Source organism: Clostridium sp. BSD9I1, assembly GCF_900185645.1.
GTDB lineage: Bacteria > Bacillota > Clostridia > Clostridiales > Clostridiaceae > Clostridium_AK.
In genome coordinates, this window is sequence record NZ_FYAM01000023.1 from 1,028,866 (window position 1) to 1,053,232 (window position 24,367).

Genomic DNA, 24,367 nt, shown 5'->3' on the forward strand with positions numbered 1-24,367 from the left:
AATATTTATAAGCTAATTAAAACCTTGATTAAAGAAAAAAATATAGGATAAATTAAAGAATTATGTAATTATTTTTACTAAAAAAATTGCAATTAAAGTATATATGTTTAATAAAATAATAAAGTTCATTAAAGCAAAAGAAAAAGGCTTATTGAAAGAAAATAATAAGCTCTTTTCTTAAATTTATTACTATAAAAATTATAAAAAGTATACAATGATTTAAATCGCTGTATACTTTTTAATAACAAAGCTAAAATTTACTGTCATCCACACTCAAAAGTTCTTTCTTTATTTTATCTACTACTTCCCTTACAGTTCCATCTTCAAAAGGTGATTTAAGTCCTGCTTCGAATGCAAGTTTTAAGAAGGACTTACTTCCCCCAAGCTTACATAACTTAACATAGGATTTCCATGCCTTTTCTCTATTTTCCATGGACCATACATAGTATTGAAAAGCACATAACTGAGCTAAGGTATAATCTATATAATAAAAAGGTGATTCATAAATATGTCTTTGTTGCTGCCAATATCCACCTTTCTCAAGAAAGTCATTTTCTTCATAGGTTTTATGAGGAAGATACTTCTTTTCAATACCTCTCCAAGTATTTTTTCTCTCCTCAGGAGTCATATCAGGGTTTTCATAAATTTTCTCCTGAAACTCATCTACAGATACTCCATAAGGTATAAATAAAAGCGCATCTGCTAAATGAGAAAATTTATATTTTTCTGTTTCATCTTCAAAGAATAAATTCATCCAAGGATAAGTAAAGAATTCCATACTCATGGAATGAATTTCACAAGCTTCATAGGTTGGAAATTGGTATTCTGGTATTTCATAATCTCTACTGCTGTAAACTTGGAAAGCATGCCCCGCTTCATGAGTTAAAACATCTACATCGCCTGAAGTTCCATTAAAATTTGAGAATATAAATGGAGCCTTATACTCGCTTATATAAGTACAGTATCCTCCACTTGCTTTCCCTTTTTTAGCTACTAAATCCAAAAGCTCTCCATTTACCATAAAGTCAAAAAATTCTCCTGTTTCCTTGGAGAGCTCATTATACATGTTCTTTGCATTATTCACCATAAAATTTGCATCACCATGGGGTTTCGCATTCCCAGTTTTAAATTTAAAATCTAAATCATAATAACTCATATTAGATAAGCTAAGTCTTTTTCTTTGTTTTTCTACAAGTTCTTGGCATACAGGTACTATACTTTCCTCTACCTGTTTTCTAAAATTCTTCACCATATCCTTATTATAGTCTGTTCTAAGCATCCTGTCATAAGCAAGCTCTACAAAGTTGTTATAGCCTAGAGCTTTAGCTACTCTTGTCCTTATCTTCACAAGCCTATCATATATGTTATCAAATTCTTTTTCATGTTCCTCAAAGAACTTATACTTTGCCTCTGATGCCCTTTTTCTTACTTCTCTATCCTTTGATTGCATAAATGGAGCCATCTGAGCTAAATTTCTCTCTTCTCCTTCAAAAATTATCTTTGCTGATGCAAGAAGCTTTGTATATTCACTAGAAACCTTATTTTCTTCTTGAAGATCTGAAATCACTTCAGGAGAAAAGGTCTTAATTGAAAGCTCTGCTATATCGAATAGCTGAGTTCCCCATTTTGCTTCAAGCTCTTCCTTAAACTTAGAGGATGTAAGAGCTTTATAATAATCTGATATAACCTCTTCATATAATGGCATATTGATATCCAAGAAGTCCTGCTCCTCTTCATAAAACTTATCTGTAGTATCAATGGTATGTCTTATTTCAGCTATTTGAGCCATAGATTCAAATTCACTTCTTAATTTATTTATATCTTCCATAATTTTATTTTGTTTCTCTAAAGTATCACTGTTTTTAAATTCTTCAAGAAGAATATTAAACTTTCCCTTAATTTCTTTTATATTAGGTCTTTCATATTTAAATTCACTAAACTTCATAGTACTCCATCCCTTCAATGTGTATTATTTTCTTAGTATTTTCACTTTCACATGCAATTATATGCACCATAATTCATATAAATCAATAGTATTATACCATATTAAGGATTAATTTATATATTTTCGCAAATGTATTTTTCAACAATTGGATTGCCCTTAAAGCTAATATAATTATTAAAATCCAAGCCGTGATATTACTATTTATACACTTGACAATTAACTATTATAATTGAATAATATTAATTATTAAATATGATCTCTAAATGAAGTTGTTTAATAGTCATATAATATAATTCAAGAAAGATGGTGCTTTATTATGGATAAATTATTATTCGGACTATCTGGCCTGCCTATAGGCGAAGAAGGTATGAAATTTACTTATAAAACTGGCATAGAATACTTAAAAAACATAGGACTTGATGCAATGGAACTCCCCTTTGTGCGTTCTGTAAATATCACAGATAAAAATAAAGATGAAGTTTTAAATTCAAAACTTTTAAATGACTTTTATCTTTCTGCACATGGCTCTTATTATATAAATTTAAATGCTGATGAAGATGAAAAACAAGAAAAGTCTCTTGAGAGAATAATAAAAGGCGCTGAAGCTCTTTTAAAAGTACAAGGAAGAAGTTTGGTATTTCATCCTGGATTTTATTTAAAGGACAGTAAACAAGAAACCTTTAATACCATTAAAGAGAACCTATTAAAACTTCCTGACCTTGGAGTGGATTATAGACTTGAAACTACAGGAAAAGGCACCCAATTTGGAAGCCTTGAAGAAAATGTAGCTCTTTGTAAAGAAGTTAAAACCTGTAAACCTTGCATTGATTTTTCCCATTTACACGCAAGATATAACGGCAGCTTAAAGACTTATGATGACTTTGCAAAGGTACTTCAACATATAAAGAATGAACTTGGCTACGAAGCCTTAGAAGATATGCATATACATATATCAGGTATAAACTACGGAGAAAAAGGCGAAAAAAATCACCTTCCATTTTTAGAAAGTGATTTTAAATTTGAAGAATGTTTAAAGGCCTTTAAAACCTTTGATATTAAAGGTTGTGTAGTTTGTGAAAGCCCTATGCTTGAAAAAGATGCACTGCTTTTAAAGAATTTTTATGAAAGCCTTTAGAAATATTACGACATTCTTAATGTTAAATCTTCCGTATAGGTTCTGCATTTAAGAAAGCGTTCACTGCTCAAAGAAGCTCTAATATCTCTCAATTTAAATCACCTAAACTTTCTAAACTCGCTGTAGCTCAGACAGTAGAAAGTTCTTTACGGTGATTTAAATTGAGAGATAAAGAGCTTCTAATTGCTTGTTCAATACTTTCTACAATGCAGAACCTATACTAAATTTAACATTAAAAATGTCTTCATCCACACTGATGAAGGATGGAATTTCGCTTTTGCGAAAGTTTCTTTTAAATTGACGATTATCAAAGGGCTGATAAGCCCACAGACCGATAGGTCGTAAAATATTAATTATTCTATTTTTTATCATAAATCTTTTATTGTACTACCTTATCTTTAACTTATAAATTAAGTTTCTCATTTAATTTAGTATAAGTTCTTATAACGTTCCCAGGCTGCCGCCCTATAGAATTTTCATCGTAGAAGGCATTGAATGAGCCTTAGAACGGCTTTATTTATAAATTTAAAATATCGTATAGAGCCTTCTACTGTCTGAGCGACGGCGAGTTTAGGAGGCTTAGATATTTCAAATTTATAAATATTAGTCGTTCTTAGCGAAATGAACGCTTTCCTAGATGCAAATCTCATACGGTAGGTTCAACATTAAAACTGTAATTCCTTTAAATTTTCTGCTGCTTCTGTTATGTTTTCTTTTCCAAGTATTGCAGATATAACAGCCACTCCATCTATACTAGCTGGCTTTAACTTTGTTATATTATTTTCGCTTATTCCTCCAATAGCTACTACGGGAATGTTTAAACTTTTCTTTATATTTGAAAGTTCCTCTATGGTTACGCTATCTGCATCATCCTTTGTAGTAGTTGGAAATACTGCCCCAACTCCTACGTAATCTGCTCCATCTTCTTGTGCCTTTAAAGCTTCTTCAACATTGGATGTTGAAACCCCTATAATTTTTTCTGCACCTAATATGCTTCTTACTATACTGCAAGGCAAATCGCTTTGTCCAACATGAACGCCGTCAGCATCTACAGCTAATGCAATATCAACTCTATCGTTTATTATTAAAGGAACGTCATACTTTTTACATACTTTCTTTACCTTTAGAGCTTCTTTATAAAAATCTAATGAATCTACATCTTTTTCTCTTATCTGTACTAATGTTGCTCCACCAAGTATTGCTTCCTCTACAGCTTTATCTAAAGATTTATCTTTTATGAAACTTCTCTCTGTTACAAGATACAAAGTATAATTTACATTTTTCTTATTCATAATTGTTCTCCTTATTTTTCAGTTATCTTTGCATATTCATAAATTATTTCAGGAGTGATATTTGAAACGCTGTCAATTATAGCTGTCCTAAAACTTCCCGTTCCCAAATCCTTATCTGTTACAGCCTTGTATGCTCTTTCCCCGCTTATGCCCATAGTTAAAACTCCAAGTACTGTAGCTATATGCTTATCTTCTCCTGTTCCTAAAAATGCACCTATAAGAGAGGAGCACATGCAGCCAGTTCCCGTAACTTGTGATAACATAGGGTGTCCATTATATATTAAGTATGTTTTATCATTGTAGCTTATGGAGTCCACTTTTCCTGTTATAGCTATTACAGAATTTAGTTTTTTAGATAATTCTTCTCCTAGCTTCTTTCTTCCTTCTATTTCATCTTTTTCTTCTACATCTACATCTACATCTACGCCTCTAGTCTTTGAGCTTAGTCCTGCTAAAACTTTAATTTCTGAAAGATTTCCTCTTATAACATCAAATTGTATATTTTCTAGTAAAAGCTTTGCAGTTTTTGTTCTAAGACTAGTTGCTCCAACCCCCACAGGATCAAGTATTACAGGAACATTTAGTTCATTTGCCTTTTTCCCTGCAAGTATCATAGAATTTATAGTTCTGCTGTTTAATGTACCAATATTTATTACTAGTGCCGAAGCAATAGATACCATTTCCTCAACTTCAGCTTCATCATCTGCCATTACAGGGCTTCCACCTAGCGCAAGTACAATATTTGCACAATCGTTTACTGTAACGTAATTTGTTATGTGATGTACAAGAGGTGTCTTTTCCTTAACTTGTAAAAGAATACGATTAAGCTTTTCATTAATTCCCATAATAGTTTCCTCCAAACTTATATATAGATTTTTATTTCTATAGCATACCTGCATTTTTATACAGTGTGTAAAAATGATTAGTAGGACCTACACCATGGCCAATATCTAATGAGTGCTTAATTGCTTCTGTAATATATTCCTTAGCTCTTTTTATTGATTCTACTAAAGTATAACCCAATGCTAAATTAGAACATATTGCAGAAGATAAGGTACATCCTGTTCCATGAGTATTTTTAGTATGTATTCTTTCTCCTTCAAAATAATGAAATTCTTTTCCATCATATAATATATCTACAGCATCATCCGCTAAATGACCTCCCTTTAAAAGTACATTAGGGGCTCCTATGAAATGAATTATCTTTGCTGCAGTTTCCATTTGTTCTCTTGTTTCTATGGCCTTTAATGTTTCAGCTTCTTTTAACAATTCACTATACTCATGATTATCCGTATACATCTGTTTATAAGTTTCTATCATAGCCAATGCTTCAGGGATATTAGGAGTTATAATAGAGCTTAAAGGTATTAATTTTTCTATAAGTGCTTTTTTTGATTCAGGTTTAAGTAAATCAAATCCACTTTTTGAAATCATCACAGGATCTAAAACCATATTCTTAGGTTTATATTCATTTAACTTTTTACTGATTGCATCTATAGTTTCTATTTTTGAAACCATTCCTATTTTCACTCCATCTACCTCTATATCCTTAAATATTGCATCTATTTGAGCCTCTATAATTGAAGGTGATAAATCCTCCACTGCCCAAACACCTTGAGTATTTTGAGCCGTAATAGCAGTTATAACACTCATTCCAAAGGTTCCATTTGCAGAAAATGTCTTTAAATCAGCCTGAATACCTGCTCCTCCTGAACTGTCAGAACCTGCAATAGTTAATACTTTTTTCATTTACAAAACCTCCTCATTTAGTTTTTTCAATACTTTTTAATACTTTTCAATCAATTTCAATTAGCCTTAGTTTTATTGCTTATAAACCATGTTTATTATGTTTCTCTTTAATATAATAGTTAGTACCACATAAGCTATTAATGATCCTCCTAAACTGCTTATGGAAAAAGGTATTACATAAAATAGTGCTGCAACATCTTTTCCAAGTACTAATTTAGAAATTTGGTAACAAACAAGTGCTCCAATTACTCCCGTACCTATAACTTCTCCTAGAAAAGCATGTATAATTTTTTTGCCTCTTTTATAAAATAACGCTGCCAAAAATGCTCCTATCATGCTTCCAGGAAAAGCCATAATAGAACCTGTTCCTAAAATATTTCTTATAACTGATATACAAAAGGCAATACCTACTCCTATGTAAGAATTAAACATTACTGCAGAAAGTACATTAATAAAATGTTGTATAGGAAAACACCTTGAAGCTCCTATTGGAATATAAATTAAATTTGAAAGTAAAACTCCCATAGCTATAAGTAGTGCTGAAAAAGTTAATTTTTTTGTACCCATAAAATCACTCCTAAATTTAAATAATATAAATTTTTAGTACTATCCAGCAGAAAGTTAGAAGTATTTTAAAAGTAGTAGTTTTTAATTTTTCTATAATATAAAAAACAAAAGACATAAACTCCCACGAAGTTTATGTCTTAAATATCAAAACAATATCTACATCTAACTCCCTACGCCGGCATTATCCAGATCAGGTTAAAGGGTCTAAGAATGGATTTCTTACTCTCAGCTGGCCATTACCAACTCCCCTGTGTGATTACCTATATTATTAATTTTCATTAACATCATACTATATATAAAAAATTAAGTCAATTGATCCCTATGAAGTTCCTAAAAATTCAAGTTAGAACTGGCACATAGAAATAAAGTATTTGTGGAACTGAATATTTTCCGTAAGTTCAGGATGGAAAGATGTTACAAGGATATTATTTTGTTTAGCTGCTACTATATTCTCCTTTAACTTATGGAGTACTTCTACATCATCTCCCACACTAACAATAAATGGTGCTCTAATGAACACAAGTGGAATTGGGTTATCTGATACACTCTTAATAACATCCTCAGTGCTAAAACTATCTATTTGCCTTCCATATGCATTCCTTCTAACTTTTATATTCATTACAGAAATATGTGTTATGTCGTCATTTTCAATTTCCTTTGCAAGCAGTATCATGCCTGCACAAGTTCCCCATACTGGTAATCCTAATAGTATCTTCTCTCTAAGCTTGGCAAGCATTCCTGTTTCCCTTAAAATTTTGCCAATAGCAGTACTTTCTCCCCCTGGTAAAATTAATCCATTAATATCTTCAATATCCTTGAAAGTTTTAACTTCAACTGCATCAAAGCCTAATGCATTTATGCTTTTTATATGTTCTATAACTCCACCTTGAAGGGATAAAACTCCTATCTTCATCTTACCAGCCTCTTTCTGCATATCTATTAGTTAAATCTCTTAAGTCTATTCCACTCATCGGCTCCCCTAATTCCTCCGAAACCTCTGCAAGTCTCTTAGGATCATTATAATAGGTAGTTGCAAGTACTATTGCCTTTGCTCGTTTTTCTGGACTACCTGACTTAAATATTCCAGAGCCAACAAACACCCCTTCGGAACCAAGCTGCATCATAAGTGCGGCATCTGCTGGTGTTGCAATTCCACCTGCTGCAAAATTCACTACAGGAAGCTTTCCTTCCTTCCAAACAAATTTTATCAATTCGTATGGAGCTGACATTTCCTTTGCAATTGTCATAAGTTCTTGTTCTGGAGCATTTTTTATCTTTCTTATTTCATCCATCATGCATCTCATATGCCTTACAGCTTCAACAACGTTTCCTGTACCCGCTTCCCCCTTTGTTCTAATCATAGAAGCTCCCTCACCTATTCTTCTTAAAGCTTCCCCAAGATTTTTAGCACCACAAACAAAAGGAACTTTAAAATCCCATTTATTTATATGATAAGCTTCATCTGCAGGAGTTAAAACTTCACTTTCATCAACATAATCGATTTCCAAAGCTTGAAGTATTTGAGCTTCTACAAAGTGGCCAATTCTAACTTTGGCCATAACTGGTATTGAAACCGCTGATTTTATTTCTTTAATCATTTTAGGATCGGACATTCTAGCAACTCCACCTTGCTTCCTTATATCGGAAGGTACTCTTTCAAGAGCCATTACAGCACAAGCTCCAGCCTTCTCCGCTATTTCAGCTTCCTTTGGATTAACAACATCCATAATTACTCCACCTTTTAACATTTGAGCAAGGTTTTTGTTTAGTTCATAATTGTTCATAAAAATATTCCCCCAATAAAATCTAAATTTTCTTACATCCATATTATAAAACAACAACGTATTAGTACAAAATGTACCGATACAAATTGTACCGGTACATTTTAGATGTAAATTTGTAAATCTTATAAGACTCACTTGATAATTTGTATTGTAGGAAAATTTAATACTTTATTTATTACCCTAGAAATTTCCTCGCTTGTGACTTCACTTAAAATTTCGGGCATTTTATATATAATATCATTTGATGAATACATTATTTCGCTGCAAGCTAAATCCTTCGCTAATTGCACTGACTTCTCTGACCTCAATGCCGTTTTAAGTTCTATATTTTTTATAAGTTTTTTAATTAATTGCTCATTAAAAATATAAGTATCTTGTTTAATTTTTTCTATAGAGCTATCTATAAGTCTTACCGCTTTTTCAATATTTTCTCCTGATGTCCCCATAGAAATTTTAAATAATCTTATTCCTTTTTCTTCTTTTATACTACTTTCGATTTCGTAAGAAAGTCCATTTTGCGTTCTAATTGTATCATATAAAATACTAGAAGTTCCTTCTCCAAAATAATTATTAAATACCTTTAAGCAGCCAAGTTCCTTTAGGGATAAATTATGTATTGGATAAGCATATTGTATTTTAGAACCGTTTACGCCCTCTCTAAACTTTACAAACATACCTGCATTATTATTTTCGTAAAGATAATTATTACCTATGTCACTTCTATTAAGATACTTATCCTCTAAGCCACATGGCTTAATATTTTTTAAATTTTCCACATTCTCTTCTATCTCAAAAACATCAAAGCATTTTTCAACTACACTCATAGCTTCTTTCTCTGGAAATCCTGTAACCACAGTTACTACCATATTAGATGGCAAATAATATTTGTTATAAAAATCCTTTAGTGTATTTAAGGTAATTTTAGATATACTCTCATGGGTTCCTATTATTAAATCTTTTATTCTCCTATGCTGAAAAGCATTATGCAATAATTCATCCTCGCAAAACTGATATAAGTCTTCTGACCATTCATTAAGTTCTTGCTTAATTATATCCATTTCTTCTTTAAAGCCATTTTCAGGGAAGGTAGGCCTTAGAACTATATCAGAAAAAAGTCCTAATCCTTTTTCAAAATCCTCATTTAGAAGGCTGCCATAATAAACTACATAGGGGTAATTTGTCATAGCATTTTGAAATCCAAACAATTCATCACATAGCTTATTTATTTCTAGCTCAGTTTTATTTATTGTTCCTTTAAACACCATATGTTCTACAGCATGAGCTGTACCTAGTGGGAATCCCTCTTCTTTTATAGCCCCAGCATCTACTCCTATACAAAATGAGGTTATATTTCCTTGAACATATTTATATATAACTTTTAATCCATTTTTCAAGACTTCTTTTATCAAAATTATACACTCCCTGTAGAGCCAAATCCATTTGCCATTCTATCAGAATCATTTACTTCCTGAGCCTCAACGACTTTAACTTTTATCACAGGTTTTATTACCATTTGAGCAATTCTCATGCCTTTTTCTACTTTAAAATCACATTTCCCATGATTTATAAGTATTACTCCTATCTCTCCCCTGTAGCCTTCATCCACAGTTCCTGGGGAATTGAGAACAGTAATAGAATTTTTAAGTGCTAAGCCGCTTCTTGGTCTAACTTGTGCCTCTGTATCCTTTGGAAGTTCTATTACTATACCTGTTTTTATCAAAACTGTTTCACTAGGTTTTATTACCTTTTCCTCCACTGAGCAGAGATCCATTCCTGCATCACTCTCATGAGCATATCTTGGAAGTACTGCATCCTTATGTATTCTTTTTATTTTAAGTTCCATTTATATTCCTCCTTATCATTACCTCTATTTTATATTCTAAGTAAGTATTTAACAATACTATTATTCCATTTGCGTTTTTTGTCGGATGTGCTATAATATTAATTGAAATGTTATATCCGAGTATTTTACTTGGAAATAAGTGAAGAGGTGAAATTAATGAATCAGGTAGGATATGTTACACGTGTTAATGGTAATGCAGCTAATGTAATGTTTAAAAGAATGTCTGGTTGTGGTGATAACTGTGCATCTTGTGGGGGAAGCTGTGAGGTTCCACCTATGCTTTTAGAAATTGAAAATACAGCTTCTGCAAAGCCTGGAGATTCTGTAGAAGTACTTATTGAAGATAATACTTTTTTTAAGCTTACTTTTTTTGCTTATGTATTACCTCTTATATTTATGCTGTCAGGAATCGGAATTGGACATGTAGCTTTTAAAGATGATCTTATTTCAATATTTATGGGCTTTGGCTTTTTAGCAGTATCCTATGGAATACTTAGATTAGTTAATAACCATCATGTAAAAAATAGTAAGCCTTCAGTATCTATGGTAAGAATACTATCAGAAGAAGAGCTTGAAAAAATAGAACTCTTAAGAAAACAGGAAAGCTTTTAAGGAAATTGCATAGCAATTTCCTTTTATTTTGCCCATAACATGGATTTATTATTTGATTTATGCCATCCAGTATGTGCTGCCATTATATATTAGTCAATATCTAATCCACCTAAGCCATTTTACCAAGCTTTAATTCCTCTAAGACCTTTATGATTTCCTTTAAGCTTTTATCCATACTTATTTGCACCGCTCCAGTTATGGCTCCCTCTACCAAAGCTGTATCTATTATCTTAACTTTATGCTTTTTATCTTCTGATAAAAATTCCAATGCCATTTCTGCATTCATTAGTGCACTTCCAAGATCAAATAGTATTACAACTCCGTCATCAGAATATACATTATTTATACCTTCCAATATAATATCTATGTCTGTTCCAATACTCCCATCTTTAGTTCCTCCTGATGCTGCTATGGATACCTCTGGAGCCATTTGCAGTGCCAATTCCCTAACCCCTTCAGCAATTTTTTTACTATGAGATATTATAACCATTCCTACCATGTAGACACTCCTATCTTTTAAGTAATAACTAATAAAACAAATAATAATTTTAGTAAAATCTTATTTTATTAAAAAATGAAATTTAATCTTACTCCTTGTATATTGCTTTTTTATTATTATTTATAAAGTATTTGTATATTTCATTTAGCATAAAATAACTTGAAGTTGCTCCTGGATCTTGATGCCCTATGCTTCTTTCTCCTAAATATGCCGCCCTTCCCTTAGTTGCAACTATAGATTTTGTATATTCTAATCCTTTAAGTGCTTCATCCTTCATATTTTCTAAAGCTTTTTCGTCAATTAATCCATCATCCTTTGATTTCACAAGTGCATTTAATGCAGGTTCTATGGCGTCTATCATAGTCTTTTCCCCTGCCTGAGACTTTCCTCTAGACTTAATTCCTTCTAATGCAGCTTTTAACATATTTATGAGATCATAAATATCCATAAACTCCTTATCTATAGCCATTGAAGCTTTCATAAATGCAGTACCATATAAAGGACCAGATGCTCCACCTACATTTGAAACTAGTGTCATACCTGTAATTTTTAAAATCTCCGATATACTTTCAGTATTTGTTTCATTCAGTTTTTTTATTACTGCCTTAAAACCTTTAGACATATTTATACCATGATCTGCATCACCAATATTCGCATCAAGTTCTGTTAGAAATTCCTTATTTTTTTCTATTACTTTAGCAATATTTTTTATAGTTTCTTTGACTTCATTTACCCCTATCTTCAACCCATTCCCCCCCCCTTAAGTAACCACTAATTTGTACTACCTTTTATAGCAAATTATATTTATTAATCATTATTTAAATCCGATAGTATTGGCTGGAGCATCCAACAGTTTTTTAAGTTCATCATCAAGCTTTAACAGTGTTATAGAGCATCCTGCCATTTCTAATGATGTCATAAACTCTCCTACATAGGTCTTATATATATTTATTCCCTTTTCATTTAGTATTTTCTGAACTTTATTATTCACTATATACAATTCCATAAGTGGTGTTGCGCCAAGACCATTTATCATCACTGCAACTTCTTCTCCGAAAGAAACTTTTAAATTCTCTAGTATTTTATGGAGTAACTTTTCTGTTATTTCATCAGAGGTTTTCAAAGTTTCCCTGCAAATGCCTGGCTCACCATGTATCCCAACCCCTATTTCCATTTCATCATCTTTTAATGTAAATGTAGGCTTTTTAGCTTCAGGAACTATACAAGATGTAAGTGCAACTCCCATACTACCCAAGTTTTTTATAACTTTTTCCGCAATATTTTTTACTTCTTCAAGGCTTGCCCCTTCTTCTGCTTTTGCTCCTGCTATTTTATGAACAAATACCGTTCCTGCAATTCCTCTTCTTCCTATAGTATAAGTGCTATTCTCCACTGCCACATCATCATCTACTATAACACTTTCGACTTTAACGCCTTCCATTTCTGCCATATCCTTGGCCATTTCAAAATTCATTACGTCTCCGCTATAGTTTTTTATTATAAGTAAAACTCCCTTATCAGATTTCACAGCTTTTATAGCTTCATAAACCTTGTCTGGTGTTGGTGATGTAAATACTGAACCGCATACAGCAGCATCTAACATTCCATATCCCACATATCCAGCATGAGCTGGTTCATGTCCGCTTCCACCACCGCTTACTAAGGAAACCTTTTCATTACCAATTGTATTATATCTTATTATAATATTTTCTCCATCTAGTCTTTTAATATCTTTTGAATGAGCAGCTACCATACCATTTATCATTTCTTCTACAACCTGCTCGGAATTGTTTATTAACTTTTTCATATTTCCCCTCCCATATTCTAAATCTGATTTATAATTTTGTATTATGAAATTTCAACGTCATAATAAGATATCCTTTATTTTTACTATATATTACTAAAATTTTATAATATCCGTGTAACATTTTCCATTTACTGATACTATACTATACATGGAAAATAAATTATATAAATTTAAATTAATTTTTTTAAATTAATTTGATATTTCCCTGATTTAACTTTATTATACTCTTGTAATTTCTGAAATAAGTAACATACTAATAATAAGTATAATTCTTATATGTTAAATTAAGAATATTTTTAATTATATAAATTTCTTAAAAAACCTTATATTCTTTGTGAATATGTTATATAATTCATAATCGAACTATAAATTTATTAAAGTAAAGGGGGTTATTTATTTGGACATTAATTTGATTGGTGTACCACTATTTTATGGCTGCGATAAAAAAGGCGTAGAATTTGGTCCTAAAAAATTAAGAGAAAAAAATATAGCATCTGTATTAAACAAATATCATAACGTATACGATTTAGGCGATTTATATGTGCCGCAGGTATTGGAAGCTGCGAAGTATGAACATCATCCTAAAATGAAATATTTAAAACCTATTATCGAAGTAAATACTAATCTTGCACAACAGGTATATGCATCTTTAAGTTCCGGAAGTTTCCCCCTTGTTGTTGGTGGTGACCATTCATTAGGACTTGGAAGCATATCAGGTGTTAGTAAATATTATAAAAACTTTGGTGTTATATGGGTGGATGCCCACGGAGATATAAATTCTTATTTAACTTCTCCTTCAGGTAATATTCATGGAATGCCTCTTGCAGCTGCAATGGGAGAAGGTTTTGATGAACTAACTAATTTATATTTTCATGGAACAAAAGTTAAGCCTGAAAATGTTTTTATAATTGGTGCAAGAGATTTAGATAAAGGTGAATGTGAACTTATTGAAAAGCTAAACTTAAATGTGTATTCTACTTCTAGAGTTCGCGAAGAGGGTATAAATTCCATAATTCAAGATATTTTAGCTAAGCTAAAATCCCAAAACGTGGAAAATGTTCATTTAAGTTTTGATATAGATTGTATTGATTCTTTACTTGTGCCTGGGACAGGTACTCCAGTTGGAGATGGTATGACCATAGGCGAAGCTAAAACAGTATTAAAATGTCTTGGAGAAAGTAGATTAATAAAATCAATGGATTTTGTAGAGTTAAATCCAGAACTTGATAAAAATGATGCTACTGCAAACTTAAGTGTAGATTTATTAAATTGGGCATTTAAATATATTAAATAAAAATTGCAAAACAATTTTTAGTAACCAGTAACCATAGAAGTGCTGCTTTTTCTCAAAAGCCTCCATATACGGTTACTGGTTACTAGCTACTAACTATAAGCCCTAGACCTTGCCCCTAATTCCTACTAAATGTTTTGAACATACTTATTGGCTACCGTTTACCTCTTTGTTATAACCATATGACAACAGTCATCGCCATGAGATAACAATTCTGGAAACTCTAGTTTAAGCTCTGGGAAACAACTTACAATGCCAAAGTCTCCATAACTAGCTAATTTACAAAGTGTTTTTATTTCTTCTGGTGAACATCCAAGTTTTTTCCAAGCTTCTACAAGTGCACAATGTCTAAACTTTAATTCTCCTACTTTTTCTTCACTTTTTACTCTTTCCATAGCAAAAGCATAAAATCCTTGGCCTTCTGAAATCTTATCCACAAGTTCTCCTGGATTTTTTGCATCTGCCATTTTTCTGCCCTTTATTTTGCCAAACTCAGTTATAGCATCATAAGCCATTTTTTCTGTATCTACTCCTTGTTTCTCTCCAGCTTTAAGTAAAAGATAAAACCAAGTAGCTCTATCCTGTATTGCCAATCTCACAGCCTCAGTTAATTCACTTTGTGTATATATTTTTTCTTCCATAATAAACCCCACCTTTACTTTTTAAATTTAATATATAAATTTTTACCTATATCTTTAATATACATCTATACCCTAATTTACTTCATAGCCCTTTAACCTAGCACCTAGCATGAGCTTTCTCCTAAATACGCTTGTCTAACCATATCACTATCTAATAGATTCTTTGCGGTATCTGATAAAGCTATTTTACCTGTCTCAAGTACATAGCCCCTATCTGCAATCATAAGTGCCATTCTTGCATTTTGCTCAACTAACAAAATGGTTGTTCCCATTTTATTTATTTCTTTTATTAACTCAAATATATTTTGAACAATTATTGGTGCTAATCCTAAAGATGGTTCATCTAAAAGAAGTAGCTGTGGCTTCGCCATCATAGCTCTTCCTATAGCAAGCATTTGCTGCTCTCCACCAGATAATGTTCCAGCTATTTGTTTTGTTCTTTCCTTTAATCTTGGAAAAAGGGTAAATATCTTTTCAAGCCCTTCTTTTTCTTCTTCTTTAGTCCTTATAAAGCTACCCATCTCAAGATTTTCCAAAACAGTCATCCTAGGAAAAACTTGCCTCCCTTCTGGTGACATACTGATTCCCATTTTAACAATGTGATTTGTATTTTTATTTGTTATATTTTCATTTTTAAATTGAATTGTTCCTTCAGTGGCTTTAATTAAGCCACATATTGTTTTCATGGTAGTTGTTTTTCCAGCTCCGTTACTTCCTATTAAAGTTACTATTTCTCCCTTTTCTATATATAAATTAATTCCCTTTACTGCTTTTATATTTCCATAACTTACATGGACATTCTTAAGTTCTAAAATGGGCATATTTAAACCCCCTTTCCTAGGTAGGCTTCTATAACCTTTTCATTGCATTGAATATCCTTAGGAAATCCTTCAGCAATTTTTCGCCCATGATCTATAACATAAATTCTTTCGCATATATTCATAACAAGTTTCATATCATGTTCAATTAAAAGTACTGTATTCCCTAGCTTTTTAAGTCTCTTTATAAACTTTTTCAACTCTTCAGTTTCATTTTCATTCATCCCTGCAGCTGGCTCATCTAAAAGTAAAATTCCTGGATTGCTAGCCAGCGCCCTTGCTATTTCAAGCTTTCTTTGCTCACCATAGGGTAAATTTTTAGAGAGCTCCTCACTTTTATTTTTTAAATCAACCATTTCTAGTATTTCTAAAGCCTTTTTTATATTTTCTTTTTCTTCTATCTTATGCCTTTTAGTTCTTAATATAGCATCAAAAGTGTTACTTTTGCATCTACTGTGAAGACCAACAAGTACATTTTCTATTACAGTCATTTTCCCAAACAACCTTATGTTTTGAAAAGTTCTAGCAAGTCCACATTTAGTGATTGTATAAGGTTTTAATCCTGTTATATGATTTCCCTCGTAGATAACTTCACCAGTAGTTGGAGTGTACATTCCTGTAAGAAGATTAAATAACGTAGTCTTTCCTGCTCCGTTTGGCCCTATAAGCCCTATTATTTCATTATTATCTATATACATATCTATATTTTCTACTGCAACTAATCCACCAAATTTTTTAGTTATATTATTAATCTCTAATTTATGCATTCTTTCCTACCTCCTCTTCTTTATCATTTTTATTGGAGGTCATCTTATTGATTATCTTCGTAAGATTTATGTCCCCAAATAATCCTTGAGGTCTTACAAGCATCATGACAACTAGCACTATACCATAAAGCACCATCCTATATTCTTGAACACTTCTAAGTATTTCAGGTATAGATACTAACACCAGCGCTCCTATTATAGTTCCTGGTATGCTTCCCATTCCTCCAAGTATAACCATACTTAATATTTGAATTGATTCATCAAAAGTAAAGCTTTGTGGGTCAATAAAAGTTACATAGTGTGCATAAAAGCTTCCTGCAAGCCCTGCAAAGAAAGCTGATATAGTAAAGGCTAAAAGTTTATATTTAAATATGTTTATTCCCATAGCCTCTGCTGCTATATCATCTTCTCTAATAGCTATCATTGCTCTACCTGTTTTTGAGTTTATAATATTTTTAATAACAAATATTGTAATTACAATTAAAACCACAATTAAATAATAATAATCTCTATCCTTTTCTATGATAAATCGAAAAATCTTAGGACTTGGTATTCCTGGAATCCCTAAAGGCCCACGTGTTAAACCCATCCAATTTAATTCTATAATTCTTGCAATTTCACAAAATCCTAAGGTTACTATTGAAAGATAGGATCCTTGAAGTTTTAATGTAGGGGATCCCAGTAAAACTCCAAACATAGCAGCCATAATTCCCCCACAAGTTGCTGTTATTAAAAATGAGTACCCAAACTTTAAAGAAAGTAGTGCTGATGTATATGCCCCTATTCCATAAAAAGCAGCATGTCCTAGAGAAACCTGGCCTGTAAACCCAGTAAGTAAATTTAAGCTAAGTGCTAGTACTATATATATTCCACCTAATATAAGTATTCTCATAATATAGGAAGAAAAATTAAGCATCGGTATTGAAACTACTAGTAATATAAATAAAATCATACAAAACTTTTTATATTTTAAAATACGTTCTATAATTTTTCTCAAAGTAGATTTCACCTTTCTCACCTACACTTTCTTTGGAGCCTGTTTGCCCATGAGTCCAGTTGGCCTTATTATAAGAACTATTATAAGGATTGCAAAAGCTATGGCATCTCTATATCCTGCATGAATGTAAGCTGCCGCCAAGGTTTCAATAACTCCAATTATAATGCCTCCAAGCATTGCCCCTGGAAGTACCCCTATGCCTCCTAAAACTGCTGCTGCAAAAGCCTTCATCCCTACCATAAATCCCATCATAGGATCCACTGTTTGATAGTACATTCCAACCATTGTCCCAGCTACTGATGCAAGAGCTGAACCTATAAAAAATGTTAAAGATATTATCATATTTACATTAATGCCCATAAGCATTGAAGTTTCTGTATTTTGAGCAGTTGCTCTCATGGCCTTACCTATTTTAGTTTTATTTACAATAAACTGTAGGCCAGTCATTAAAAATATGCAAATACAAAATATAATTATTTGAAGATAGGTGAGTTTTGCATTTCCTAGATTTATGCCACCTAAATCTAAAATCATAGGGAAATTTTTTGTTTCAGATCCCCATATCATCATGATAAAATTTTGTAAAAATATAGATACACCTATAGTACTTATTAATGACGTAACTTTTGGTGCATCTTTTTTTCTTAAAGGATATAGCGCTATTTTATCAATTATTATTCCAAGTATTCCTGTAATAAGTATACTTAATGCAAAACTTAGGAAGAAATTCATATGAACTGAAGTTAAAAGCATCAGAGTTATAAATGCACCCGTCATATAAACAGAACCATGGGAAAAGTTAACTAATTCAAGTATTCCAAATACCATTGTGTATCCTATTGCAACTAGTGCATAGGTACTTCCTATTGTAAGCCCATTGATTAATTGTTGAAGTATCATCTACACTCCCCCATCACTTAGTGCTATGGCGTAAGGTACTAGGAATTAGGTGCCAGGAGGTACATAGATTTGCACAAGCAAAATCCTCTCCATTTCTAGCGCCTAACTCCTTTATCCTATTTCCTAGTTTTCAAGTTATTTCTTAATATCAATTAAATTAAACTTTCCATCTTTTACTTGTAAAAGTACCATAGTCTTTATTACATCTCTATTTTCATTGAAGTTTGTAACACCAGTTATTCCATCATAGTCTTTTATATTTTGAAGAGCATCCCTTAATTTTGCTCTGTCCGTTCCTGATACTTTTAGAGATTCGGAAATCATTCCTAGTGAGTCGTATGCTTGTGCTGCAAACTGATCTGCATCTGCTCCATAAGTATTTTTAAACTTTGTTAAGAAACCCTTAACCTTTTCACTTGGATCTCCTGGAAAGAAATTACTTGTAAGATACATTCCCTCTGCTGATTTTCCTGCAAGCTTTATTAGCTGTTCGTTATTTAATGAGCTTGTTCCAATCATCTGAATATCATAATTAAGTTGTTTTATTTGTTGAGTTATCATACCTGCTTCTGAATACATAGCTGCTAAAAATAATATATCTGGGTTTGTTCCTCTAATTTTAGTTATAGTAGGTGTAAAGTCCTTTGTTTGTCCCCCTATAAATGTTTCTTCTGCAACTATCTTACCACCAAACTTTTCAACCCCTTGCTTAAAGTAATCTTTTGCAGTAATCCCCCAGTCATTGTTTATATATATTATTGCTACATTCTTTTTACCTAAGAATTTCACAGCATATTCTGCAGCAATAGGGCCTTCAATTTCTTGGGTATTTACATTTCTAAACATGTAAGTTCCTTGTTTAGTAAATTGAGGATGTGAAGATGTAGGAGACAACTGAACTATTCCAGCCTTTTGATATATTGGAGCTCCTGCTAGGCATGCGGTACTTGCAAAGTTACCTACAACAGCTAAATAATCCTTATTGGAAGCTATCTTTTGAGCAATATTTGCAGCTTCCTTAGGATCATTCTTATCATCTAACATTTCTAGTTTTATTTTTACTCCATTAACTCCACCTGCATCATTAATTTCTTTAGCTTTCATTTCAGTTCCTCTTTTAAAAGCTTCTCCATACTGTGCATAATCACCTGTCATTGGCCCTACTACAGCTATCTTATACTCTGACACATTAGACCCTTGCTTTGCACCTTGATCCTTGTTTCCTCCACATCCCGTAAGCACTGCTGAGGTTATAATCGTCATCGCTGCTGCAATAGCTAATATTCTTTTAGTCCTTTTCATAAATACCCTCACTTTCCTTATTAATTATTTTCATAAAACTACAACTAAATATAAAAACTATTTCTCCCTATCTTTTTCGTGCACCTCCCAAATATAAACCCTATTTTAAAAATAATATGAGACTTTATATAACTTTATGATTACTACATTAATTCTTGCTTGCTTTATCAACCTTACTTCTAAATTTATATATATATTAGTAATATTTTATTATATTGAAAACCAGTACAAGCATACTATATAAAAAATAGACTATTAATAAAGTATTTAAGTATTTAAGGAGAAGGGAGAAGATTTAATATGATAATTGGATTACCTAAAGAAATAAAAAATAATGAAAATAGAGTTGCACTAACACCTTCCGGTGCAGGTATATTAGTTAAGAATGGTCATGCTGTTTTAGTAGAGACCTCTGCAGGTGTAGGCAGTGGTTTTGAAGATGACCAGTATATTTCATCGGGTGCTGAAATACTATGTGATAAAAAACAACTGTTTGATAACTCAGATATCATTGTTAAAGTAAAAGAACCACTTGATAGTGAATATAATCTTTTTAAGGAAGGCCAAAGTCTTTTCACCTATCTTCACTTAGCCCCAAATCCAATACTTACAAAAGCTTTACTAGATAAAAAGATTGCGGGCATAGCTTATGAAACCGTTCAGTTAAACAATGGCTTTTTACCTCTTCTAGTTCCTATGAGTGAGGTAGCGGGAAGGATGTCAATTCAAATAGGAGCAAATTTACTTCAAAAATATAATGGTGGAATGGGAATACTTCTTGGTGGTACAACAGGGGTAGCTCCTGCAGAAATAGTTATCATTGGTGGTGGAGTTGTTGGAACTAATGCCGCAAAGATGGCTATAGGTATTGGCGCTAGAGTAACAGTTCTTGATATAAATAGTCACCGTTTATCTTACCTTAGTGATATATTTGGCAGCAGAATTACTACTTTAATGTTTAATGAATACAATTTAGCCAGTGTAATAAAGAATGCAGATTTATTAATAGGTGCTGTTCTTGTCACTGGAGCCAGTGCACCAAAAACAGTAACAGAAGAAATGGTAAAAACCATGAAGAAAGGCTCTGTAATTGTAGATGTGGCCATAGATCAAGGAGGTTCTATTGAAACAATTGATAGAGTCACTACACACGATAATCCTTCTTATGAAAAGTATGGTGTCATTCATTATTCTGTAGCTAATATGCCTGGAGCCGTTCCTAGAACATCTACCTTAGCACTAGAATCTGCAACGCTCCCTTATTTAGTTCAAATAGCAAATAAAGGATTAAGAAAGAGTTTATTAGAAGACTCTTCTCTATTACTAGGCTTAAATACCTATAATGGATATATAACAAGTAAACCAGTAGCAGATAGTCTTAAAATGAAATATACAGATCCATTATCATTATTATAATTTTAAAAGCCATGTATTTTATGAATACATGGCTTTATAATTAATCTAAAAAATTCACATGTTAAATTACCGAGTTTTAGCGTATGGAAGTAAATTTTCTTTTTATTAACCAGTCAAAGCTTTACTCGCAGCTTTTTAAAGTATCTCCCATAACAAGCAGCATGATATTATTTCCCCTGCCTGCTCTATTTTGCGGCTTTGTAGAAGCTATATCTAACTTCGTTTCATTTTCATGCTTAGATATCAAATGTAATTCCTGCAGCTCATCATCTATCACAGCTCCAAATAAAACTTCATCACCATCTTTTAAACTTATACCTGTAACCCCAGAAGCAACTCTCCCCATAGGACTTACAGATTCTTTATCAAATCTTATACACATAGCTCTTTTAGTTATTATTATAATATCACTTTTTTCATCAGAACTAGCAAAATCTATAGCCAATAGTGCATCGTCTTCTGCCTTAAATTTATATGAAGTAGTTATGCTATAATCTTGGTTAAACTCCTGCAAAGAAGTTTTCTTTACTAGTCCCTTTTTAGTAAAGAAGAGTACTTCATCAAACTTTGTTTTTGAATTTAGAGCTATTACATTTAAAATATTTACCTCCTTCAGATTAAGCTGCATCATTTCAAGCAGGTTTATAGATTTATCTGGTATATTTTGAAGCATAAAAGCTGGTATTCTAATAACTTCTCCATTACTTAAAAATAAAAGAATTTTATCTAAAGAATTAGTACTTATTTTAAAATCATACTTTTTAATTCCATTCTTAAACTCTCTTAAATTACCATCCTTACCTAATAACAGTTGAAAGTTCTTAAATTCATAGCTTTCTACAACTTCTATTTCAACTACTTCATCTTGAGAACTTAAGTTAAACATTTGCTGAGGTAATATGTTTCTATCCACACTCTCAAGTTTTGGCTCTTCTAATGTAAAATTAAGGCCTAAAGCAGTTTTAACATGGATAAACTGTTCTTCTCTATCTCTATCTATTAAATATGTCTTAATTAATTTGTCCTCATTTTTAAGTTTAAGTGCCATAAGTTTAGAATAATTTGTACTAAATTTATCTAATGGAGTCTTTTTAATTCCTCCTGTATAAGTGATAAACATTATATCCTTTTGATAAGCAAAATTATCTATTCCATAAGCATCGATTATCTTTTCTTCTTCTAAATTTATTCCCTTTATGATGTCATCTATCTTTTCACCTTTTTCTTTCCACTTCATTTCAGGGAGAGCTATAGTTCTTATTTGATACATATTTCCTTTATCTGTAAACACTATAAGGGTATCCCTTGTATTTACAAATATTAAGAACTTATTATAATCTCCTTCCCTATACTCGATTTCATCCACATCAGTATTTGAACGATTATAGGTTTTAAGAGGAACTCTTTTTATAAAACCTTCATTAGACAAGGTTATAACTACGTCTTCCTCTACTATTATTTCTTCTATATCAATTTTAGCTTCTTCATCATCTTCCACTAAACTTGTTTTTCTATCATTTCCATACTTATCTCTTATTTCAATAAGCTCTTCTTTTACTACACTTAAAAGTTCTTTTTCACTTTCGAGTATCTTCTTTAACTTTTTAATTTTTTTATCAAGTTCTCTATATTCTTTTTCAAAGGCTGTTATTTCAAGACCTGTAAGTCTATAAAGCATAAGTTCAAGTATTGCTTCTGCTTGCATATCTGTGAATCCAAATTTATCTACAAGATTTTTTTGTGCATCCTTTTTAGATTTGGATGCTCTTATGGTCTCAATAATTTGATCCATTATACCTATTGCTTTAATAAAACCTTCTACTATATGAAATCTTTTTTCCGCTATTTCAAGTTCTCTCTTAGTTCTTCTTGTTATTACATCCTTTTGGTGATTTACATAGTGAGTTATTATACTCTTAAGTCCTAATGTTTCTGGCTTTCCATTTGCCAATGCTACCATATTAAAACTTAAGTTACTTTGCATGTCTGTTTTTTTATAAAGATATTTCAGAACCTTTTCTGCCATATCTTCATCTATAGATTTCTTAAATTCTATGACAGATCTTATTCCTGTTCTATCTGATTCATCTCTTATATCGCTAATAGGCTCTAGTGCCTTTGAATGTTTTTTATCTGCAGTCATAATAGATATGGTTTCCAAAAGCTTTGCTTTGTTTTTTCTATATGGAAACTCTGTTATAACTATTCCAAGTCTTCCATTTTCAAGTCTTTCAATTTTTGCCTTTACTCTTAAAGTTACCTTTCCAGTACCTGTTTCATATGCACTTTGTAATGAGTTTTTACCTATTAGTATACCTCCAGTAGGCAAATCTGGTCCTTTTATATACTTCATAAGTCCTTTAGTATCTATATTTGTATCATCTATGTAAGCTAAAGTACCATCTATAACTTCTTTTAAATTATGAGGTGGAATGTTAGTTGCAAGTCCTACAGCTATTCCAAAGGTTCCATTTACAAGAAGGTTTGGATATCTTGCTGGAAGCACTTCTGGTTCTTTTTCTGAATTCGAATAGTTATCCACCATGTTTACTACATCTTTATCTATATCTTTTATCATTTCCATGGCAATACTTGTCATTCTTGCTTCAGTATATCTCATTGCTGCTGCGCTGTCTCCATCTTGAGATCCCCAATTACCATGTCCATCAATTAATGGTTCTCTTGTTGCAAATTCTTGAGCAAGGATAACCATAGCATCATAAACTGAGGTGTCTCCATGCGGGTGATACTTACCTAGAATATCTCCAACAATTCTTGCTGATTTATAATAAGGCTTATCAGGAAATGCTGAAAGCTTATATGCTCCATATATTATTCTTCTATGTACAGGTTTCAATCCATCACGCACGTCAGGCAATGCTCTATCCTTTGCAACTTCCACAGCATAAGGAAGGTAGTTGTCTGGCATAGCTTCTTCAAGCGGCGCATTAATTATATTATTATCCTTAGGAATATCTATCTTTTTTGCCATACTCATCCCT

Annotated in this window: 23 protein-coding genes and 1 riboswitch; of the genes, 4 read left to right on the top strand and 19 right to left on the bottom strand. The window is 31.9% G+C overall.

Going from position 1 to position 24,367, the window contains the following annotated elements; all coding sequences use genetic code 11:
• Positions 1–250: 250 nt before the first annotated feature.
• Positions 251–1,945, bottom strand: coding sequence for a M3 family oligoendopeptidase (locus BSD9I1_RS12580; protein ID WP_035309084.1), 1,695 nt, complete (start codon positions 1,943–1,945; stop codon positions 251–253).
• A gap of 316 nt (positions 1,946–2,261) precedes the next feature.
• Between BSD9I1_RS12580 and BSD9I1_RS12585 the strand changes: the two genes are divergently transcribed.
• Positions 2,262–3,080, top strand: a complete 819-nt coding sequence (locus BSD9I1_RS12585) for a TIM barrel protein (RefSeq protein WP_186430605.1) — start codon at positions 2,262–2,264, stop codon at positions 3,078–3,080.
• A gap of 665 nt (positions 3,081–3,745) precedes the next feature.
• Here the strand turns inward: BSD9I1_RS12585 and thiE are convergent.
• From thiE to dut, 8 genes are all read right to left on the bottom strand, one after another.
• Positions 3,746–4,372 (bottom strand): thiamine phosphate synthase, encoded by a 627-nt coding sequence (gene thiE / locus BSD9I1_RS12590; RefSeq protein ID WP_186430606.1) that lies wholly within the window; start codon positions 4,370–4,372, stop codon positions 3,746–3,748.
• An 11-nt stretch (positions 4,373–4,383) separates the two neighbouring features.
• Positions 4,384–5,217 (bottom strand): hydroxyethylthiazole kinase, encoded by an 834-nt coding sequence (gene thiM, locus BSD9I1_RS12595; protein ID WP_186430607.1) that lies wholly within the window; start codon positions 5,215–5,217, stop codon positions 4,384–4,386.
• A 37-nt stretch (positions 5,218–5,254) separates the two neighbouring features.
• Entirely contained in the window at positions 5,255–6,121 is an 867-nt protein-coding gene (locus tag BSD9I1_RS12600) for a hydroxymethylpyrimidine/phosphomethylpyrimidine kinase (protein WP_186430608.1), read from the bottom strand.
• A 72-nt stretch (positions 6,122–6,193) separates the two neighbouring features.
• Positions 6,194–6,688 (bottom strand): energy coupling factor transporter S component ThiW, encoded by a 495-nt coding sequence (gene thiW, locus BSD9I1_RS12605; RefSeq protein ID WP_186430609.1) that lies wholly within the window; start codon positions 6,686–6,688, stop codon positions 6,194–6,196.
• 150 nt (positions 6,689–6,838) lie between these two features.
• Positions 6,839–6,948, bottom strand: a riboswitch (TPP riboswitch).
• Positions 6,949–7,031: 83 nt separating this feature from the next.
• Positions 7,032–7,601 carry a pyridoxal 5'-phosphate synthase glutaminase subunit PdxT gene (gene pdxT / locus BSD9I1_RS12610; RefSeq protein ID WP_186430610.1) on the bottom strand — a complete coding sequence of 190 codons (570 nt, stop codon included), beginning with the start codon at positions 7,599–7,601 and terminating at the stop codon, positions 7,032–7,034.
• A 1-nt stretch (position 7,602) separates the two neighbouring features.
• Positions 7,603–8,472 (bottom strand): pyridoxal 5'-phosphate synthase lyase subunit PdxS, encoded by an 870-nt coding sequence (gene pdxS / locus BSD9I1_RS12615; protein WP_207653905.1) that lies wholly within the window; start codon positions 8,470–8,472, stop codon positions 7,603–7,605.
• Positions 8,473–8,603: 131 nt separating this feature from the next.
• Entirely contained in the window at positions 8,604–9,881 is a 1,278-nt protein-coding gene (locus BSD9I1_RS12620; RefSeq protein ID WP_186430611.1) for a pitrilysin family protein, read from the bottom strand.
• A gap of 2 nt (positions 9,882–9,883) precedes the next feature.
• On the bottom strand, positions 9,884–10,315 hold the full coding sequence (gene dut / locus BSD9I1_RS12625) for a dUTP diphosphatase (RefSeq protein ID WP_186430612.1): 432 nt from the start codon (positions 10,313–10,315) through the stop codon (positions 9,884–9,886).
• Positions 10,316–10,471: 156 nt separating this feature from the next.
• Between dut and BSD9I1_RS12630 the strand changes: the two genes are divergently transcribed.
• Entirely contained in the window at positions 10,472–10,927 is a 456-nt protein-coding gene (locus BSD9I1_RS12630; RefSeq protein ID WP_186430613.1) for a SoxR reducing system RseC family protein, read from the top strand.
• Positions 10,928–11,036: 109 nt separating this feature from the next.
• Here the strand turns inward: BSD9I1_RS12630 and dhaM are convergent, their stop codons facing one another.
• From dhaM to dhaK, 3 genes are all read right to left on the bottom strand, one after another.
• Positions 11,037–11,426 carry a dihydroxyacetone kinase phosphoryl donor subunit DhaM gene (gene dhaM / locus BSD9I1_RS12635; protein ID WP_035309103.1) on the bottom strand — a complete coding sequence of 130 codons (390 nt, stop codon included), beginning with the start codon at positions 11,424–11,426 and terminating at the stop codon, positions 11,037–11,039.
• Between the two features lie 88 nt (positions 11,427–11,514).
• The gene (gene dhaL, locus BSD9I1_RS12640) at positions 11,515–12,171 is read right to left on the bottom strand and encodes a dihydroxyacetone kinase subunit DhaL (RefSeq protein ID WP_186430614.1); all 657 of its coding nucleotides are present in this window, start codon (positions 12,169–12,171) and stop codon (positions 11,515–11,517) included.
• 69 nt (positions 12,172–12,240) lie between these two features.
• On the bottom strand, positions 12,241–13,233 hold the full coding sequence (gene dhaK / locus BSD9I1_RS12645) for a dihydroxyacetone kinase subunit DhaK (RefSeq protein ID WP_186430615.1): 993 nt from the start codon (positions 13,231–13,233) through the stop codon (positions 12,241–12,243).
• A 397-nt stretch (positions 13,234–13,630) separates the two neighbouring features.
• Here dhaK and rocF point away from each other — a divergent pair, with 397 nt between their 5' ends.
• Positions 13,631–14,527, top strand: coding sequence for an arginase (rocF, locus tag BSD9I1_RS12650; protein ID WP_035309109.1), 897 nt, complete (start codon positions 13,631–13,633; stop codon positions 14,525–14,527).
• A gap of 158 nt (positions 14,528–14,685) precedes the next feature.
• On the opposite strand, the gene BSD9I1_RS12655 is transcribed toward rocF, so the two are convergent.
• The 6 genes from BSD9I1_RS12655 to BSD9I1_RS12680 all read right to left on the bottom strand — a co-directional run bounded on the left by BSD9I1_RS12655 (position 14,686) and on the right by BSD9I1_RS12680 (position 19,949).
• On the bottom strand, positions 14,686–15,165 hold the full coding sequence (locus BSD9I1_RS12655; protein ID WP_186430616.1) for an L-2-amino-thiazoline-4-carboxylic acid hydrolase: 480 nt from the start codon (positions 15,163–15,165) through the stop codon (positions 14,686–14,688).
• A gap of 104 nt (positions 15,166–15,269) precedes the next feature.
• Positions 15,270–15,980, bottom strand: a complete 711-nt coding sequence (locus BSD9I1_RS12660; RefSeq protein ID WP_186430780.1) for an ABC transporter ATP-binding protein — start codon at positions 15,978–15,980, stop codon at positions 15,270–15,272.
• Positions 15,981–15,988: 8 nt separating this feature from the next.
• A complete protein-coding gene (locus BSD9I1_RS12665; RefSeq protein WP_186430617.1) occupies positions 15,989–16,750 on the bottom strand; it encodes an ABC transporter ATP-binding protein in 762 nt (253 codons plus the stop codon).
• Positions 16,743–17,747, bottom strand: coding sequence for a branched-chain amino acid ABC transporter permease (locus BSD9I1_RS12670; protein ID WP_186430618.1), 1,005 nt, complete (start codon positions 17,745–17,747; stop codon positions 16,743–16,745). Before BSD9I1_RS12670 ends, BSD9I1_RS12665 begins: the two co-directional genes overlap by 8 nt.
• Before the next feature lie 21 nt (positions 17,748–17,768).
• Positions 17,769–18,647, bottom strand: coding sequence for a branched-chain amino acid ABC transporter permease (locus tag BSD9I1_RS12675; RefSeq protein ID WP_207653906.1), 879 nt, complete (start codon positions 18,645–18,647; stop codon positions 17,769–17,771).
• A 135-nt stretch (positions 18,648–18,782) separates the two neighbouring features.
• The gene (locus tag BSD9I1_RS12680) at positions 18,783–19,949 is read right to left on the bottom strand and encodes an ABC transporter substrate-binding protein (RefSeq protein WP_035309115.1); all 1,167 of its coding nucleotides are present in this window, start codon (positions 19,947–19,949) and stop codon (positions 18,783–18,785) included.
• Positions 19,950–20,249: 300 nt separating this feature from the next.
• Between BSD9I1_RS12680 and ald the strand changes: the two genes are divergently transcribed.
• Complete coding sequence (gene ald, locus BSD9I1_RS12685; RefSeq protein WP_186430619.1) at positions 20,250–21,365, top strand: alanine dehydrogenase; 1,116 nt, start codon at positions 20,250–20,252, stop codon at positions 21,363–21,365.
• A gap of 121 nt (positions 21,366–21,486) precedes the next feature.
• Here the strand turns inward: ald and BSD9I1_RS12690 are convergent, their stop codons facing one another.
• On the bottom strand, positions 21,487–24,357 hold the full coding sequence (locus BSD9I1_RS12690) for a DNA topoisomerase IV subunit A (RefSeq protein WP_186430620.1): 2,871 nt from the start codon (positions 24,355–24,357) through the stop codon (positions 21,487–21,489).
• Positions 24,358–24,367: the final 10 nt, after the last annotated feature.

Excerpts from the sequence above, each read along its gene's own strand:
- BSD9I1_RS12675 (WP_207653906.1), bottom strand. The coding sequence starts at position 18,647 with ATGATACTTCAACAATTAATCAATGGGCTTACAATAGGAAGTACCTAT.
- BSD9I1_RS12690 (WP_186430620.1), bottom strand. The coding sequence starts at position 24,357 with ATGGCAAAAAAGATAGATATTCCTAAGGATAATAATATAATTAATGCG.
- thiW (WP_186430609.1), bottom strand. The coding sequence starts at position 6,688 with ATGGGTACAAAAAAATTAACTTTTTCAGCACTACTTATAGCTATGGGA.
- BSD9I1_RS12680 (WP_035309115.1), bottom strand. The coding sequence starts at position 19,949 with ATGAAAAGGACTAAAAGAATATTAGCTATTGCAGCAGCGATGACGATT.
- dut (WP_186430612.1), bottom strand. The coding sequence starts at position 10,315 with ATGGAACTTAAAATAAAAAGAATACATAAGGATGCAGTACTTCCAAGA.
- BSD9I1_RS12655 (WP_186430616.1), bottom strand. The coding sequence starts at position 15,165 with ATGGAAGAAAAAATATATACACAAAGTGAATTAACTGAGGCTGTGAGA.
- BSD9I1_RS12600 (WP_186430608.1), bottom strand. The coding sequence starts at position 6,121 with ATGAAAAAAGTATTAACTATTGCAGGTTCTGACAGTTCAGGAGGAGCA.
- thiM (WP_186430607.1), bottom strand. The coding sequence starts at position 5,217 with ATGGGAATTAATGAAAAGCTTAATCGTATTCTTTTACAAGTTAAGGAA.
- BSD9I1_RS12580 (WP_035309084.1), bottom strand. The coding sequence starts at position 1,945 with ATGAAGTTTAGTGAATTTAAATATGAAAGACCTAATATAAAAGAAATT.
- BSD9I1_RS12665 (WP_186430617.1), bottom strand. The coding sequence starts at position 16,750 with ATGCATAAATTAGAGATTAATAATATAACTAAAAAATTTGGTGGATTA.
- pdxS (WP_207653905.1), bottom strand. The coding sequence starts at position 8,472 with ATGAACAATTATGAACTAAACAAAAACCTTGCTCAAATGTTAAAAGGT.
- BSD9I1_RS12585 (WP_186430605.1), top strand. The coding sequence starts at position 2,262 with ATGGATAAATTATTATTCGGACTATCTGGCCTGCCTATAGGCGAAGAA.
- thiE (WP_186430606.1), bottom strand. The coding sequence starts at position 4,372 with ATGAATAAGAAAAATGTAAATTATACTTTGTATCTTGTAACAGAGAGA.
- ald (WP_186430619.1), top strand. The coding sequence starts at position 20,250 with ATGATAATTGGATTACCTAAAGAAATAAAAAATAATGAAAATAGAGTT.
- dhaK (WP_186430615.1), bottom strand. The coding sequence starts at position 13,233 with ATGAAAAAGTTAATAAACAATTCCGAGCAGGTTGTAGAAGAAATGATA.
- BSD9I1_RS12630 (WP_186430613.1), top strand. The coding sequence starts at position 10,472 with ATGAATCAGGTAGGATATGTTACACGTGTTAATGGTAATGCAGCTAAT.
- pdxT (WP_186430610.1), bottom strand. The coding sequence starts at position 7,601 with ATGAAGATAGGAGTTTTATCCCTTCAAGGTGGAGTTATAGAACATATA.
- dhaM (WP_035309103.1), bottom strand. The coding sequence starts at position 11,426 with ATGGTAGGAATGGTTATAATATCTCATAGTAAAAAAATTGCTGAAGGG.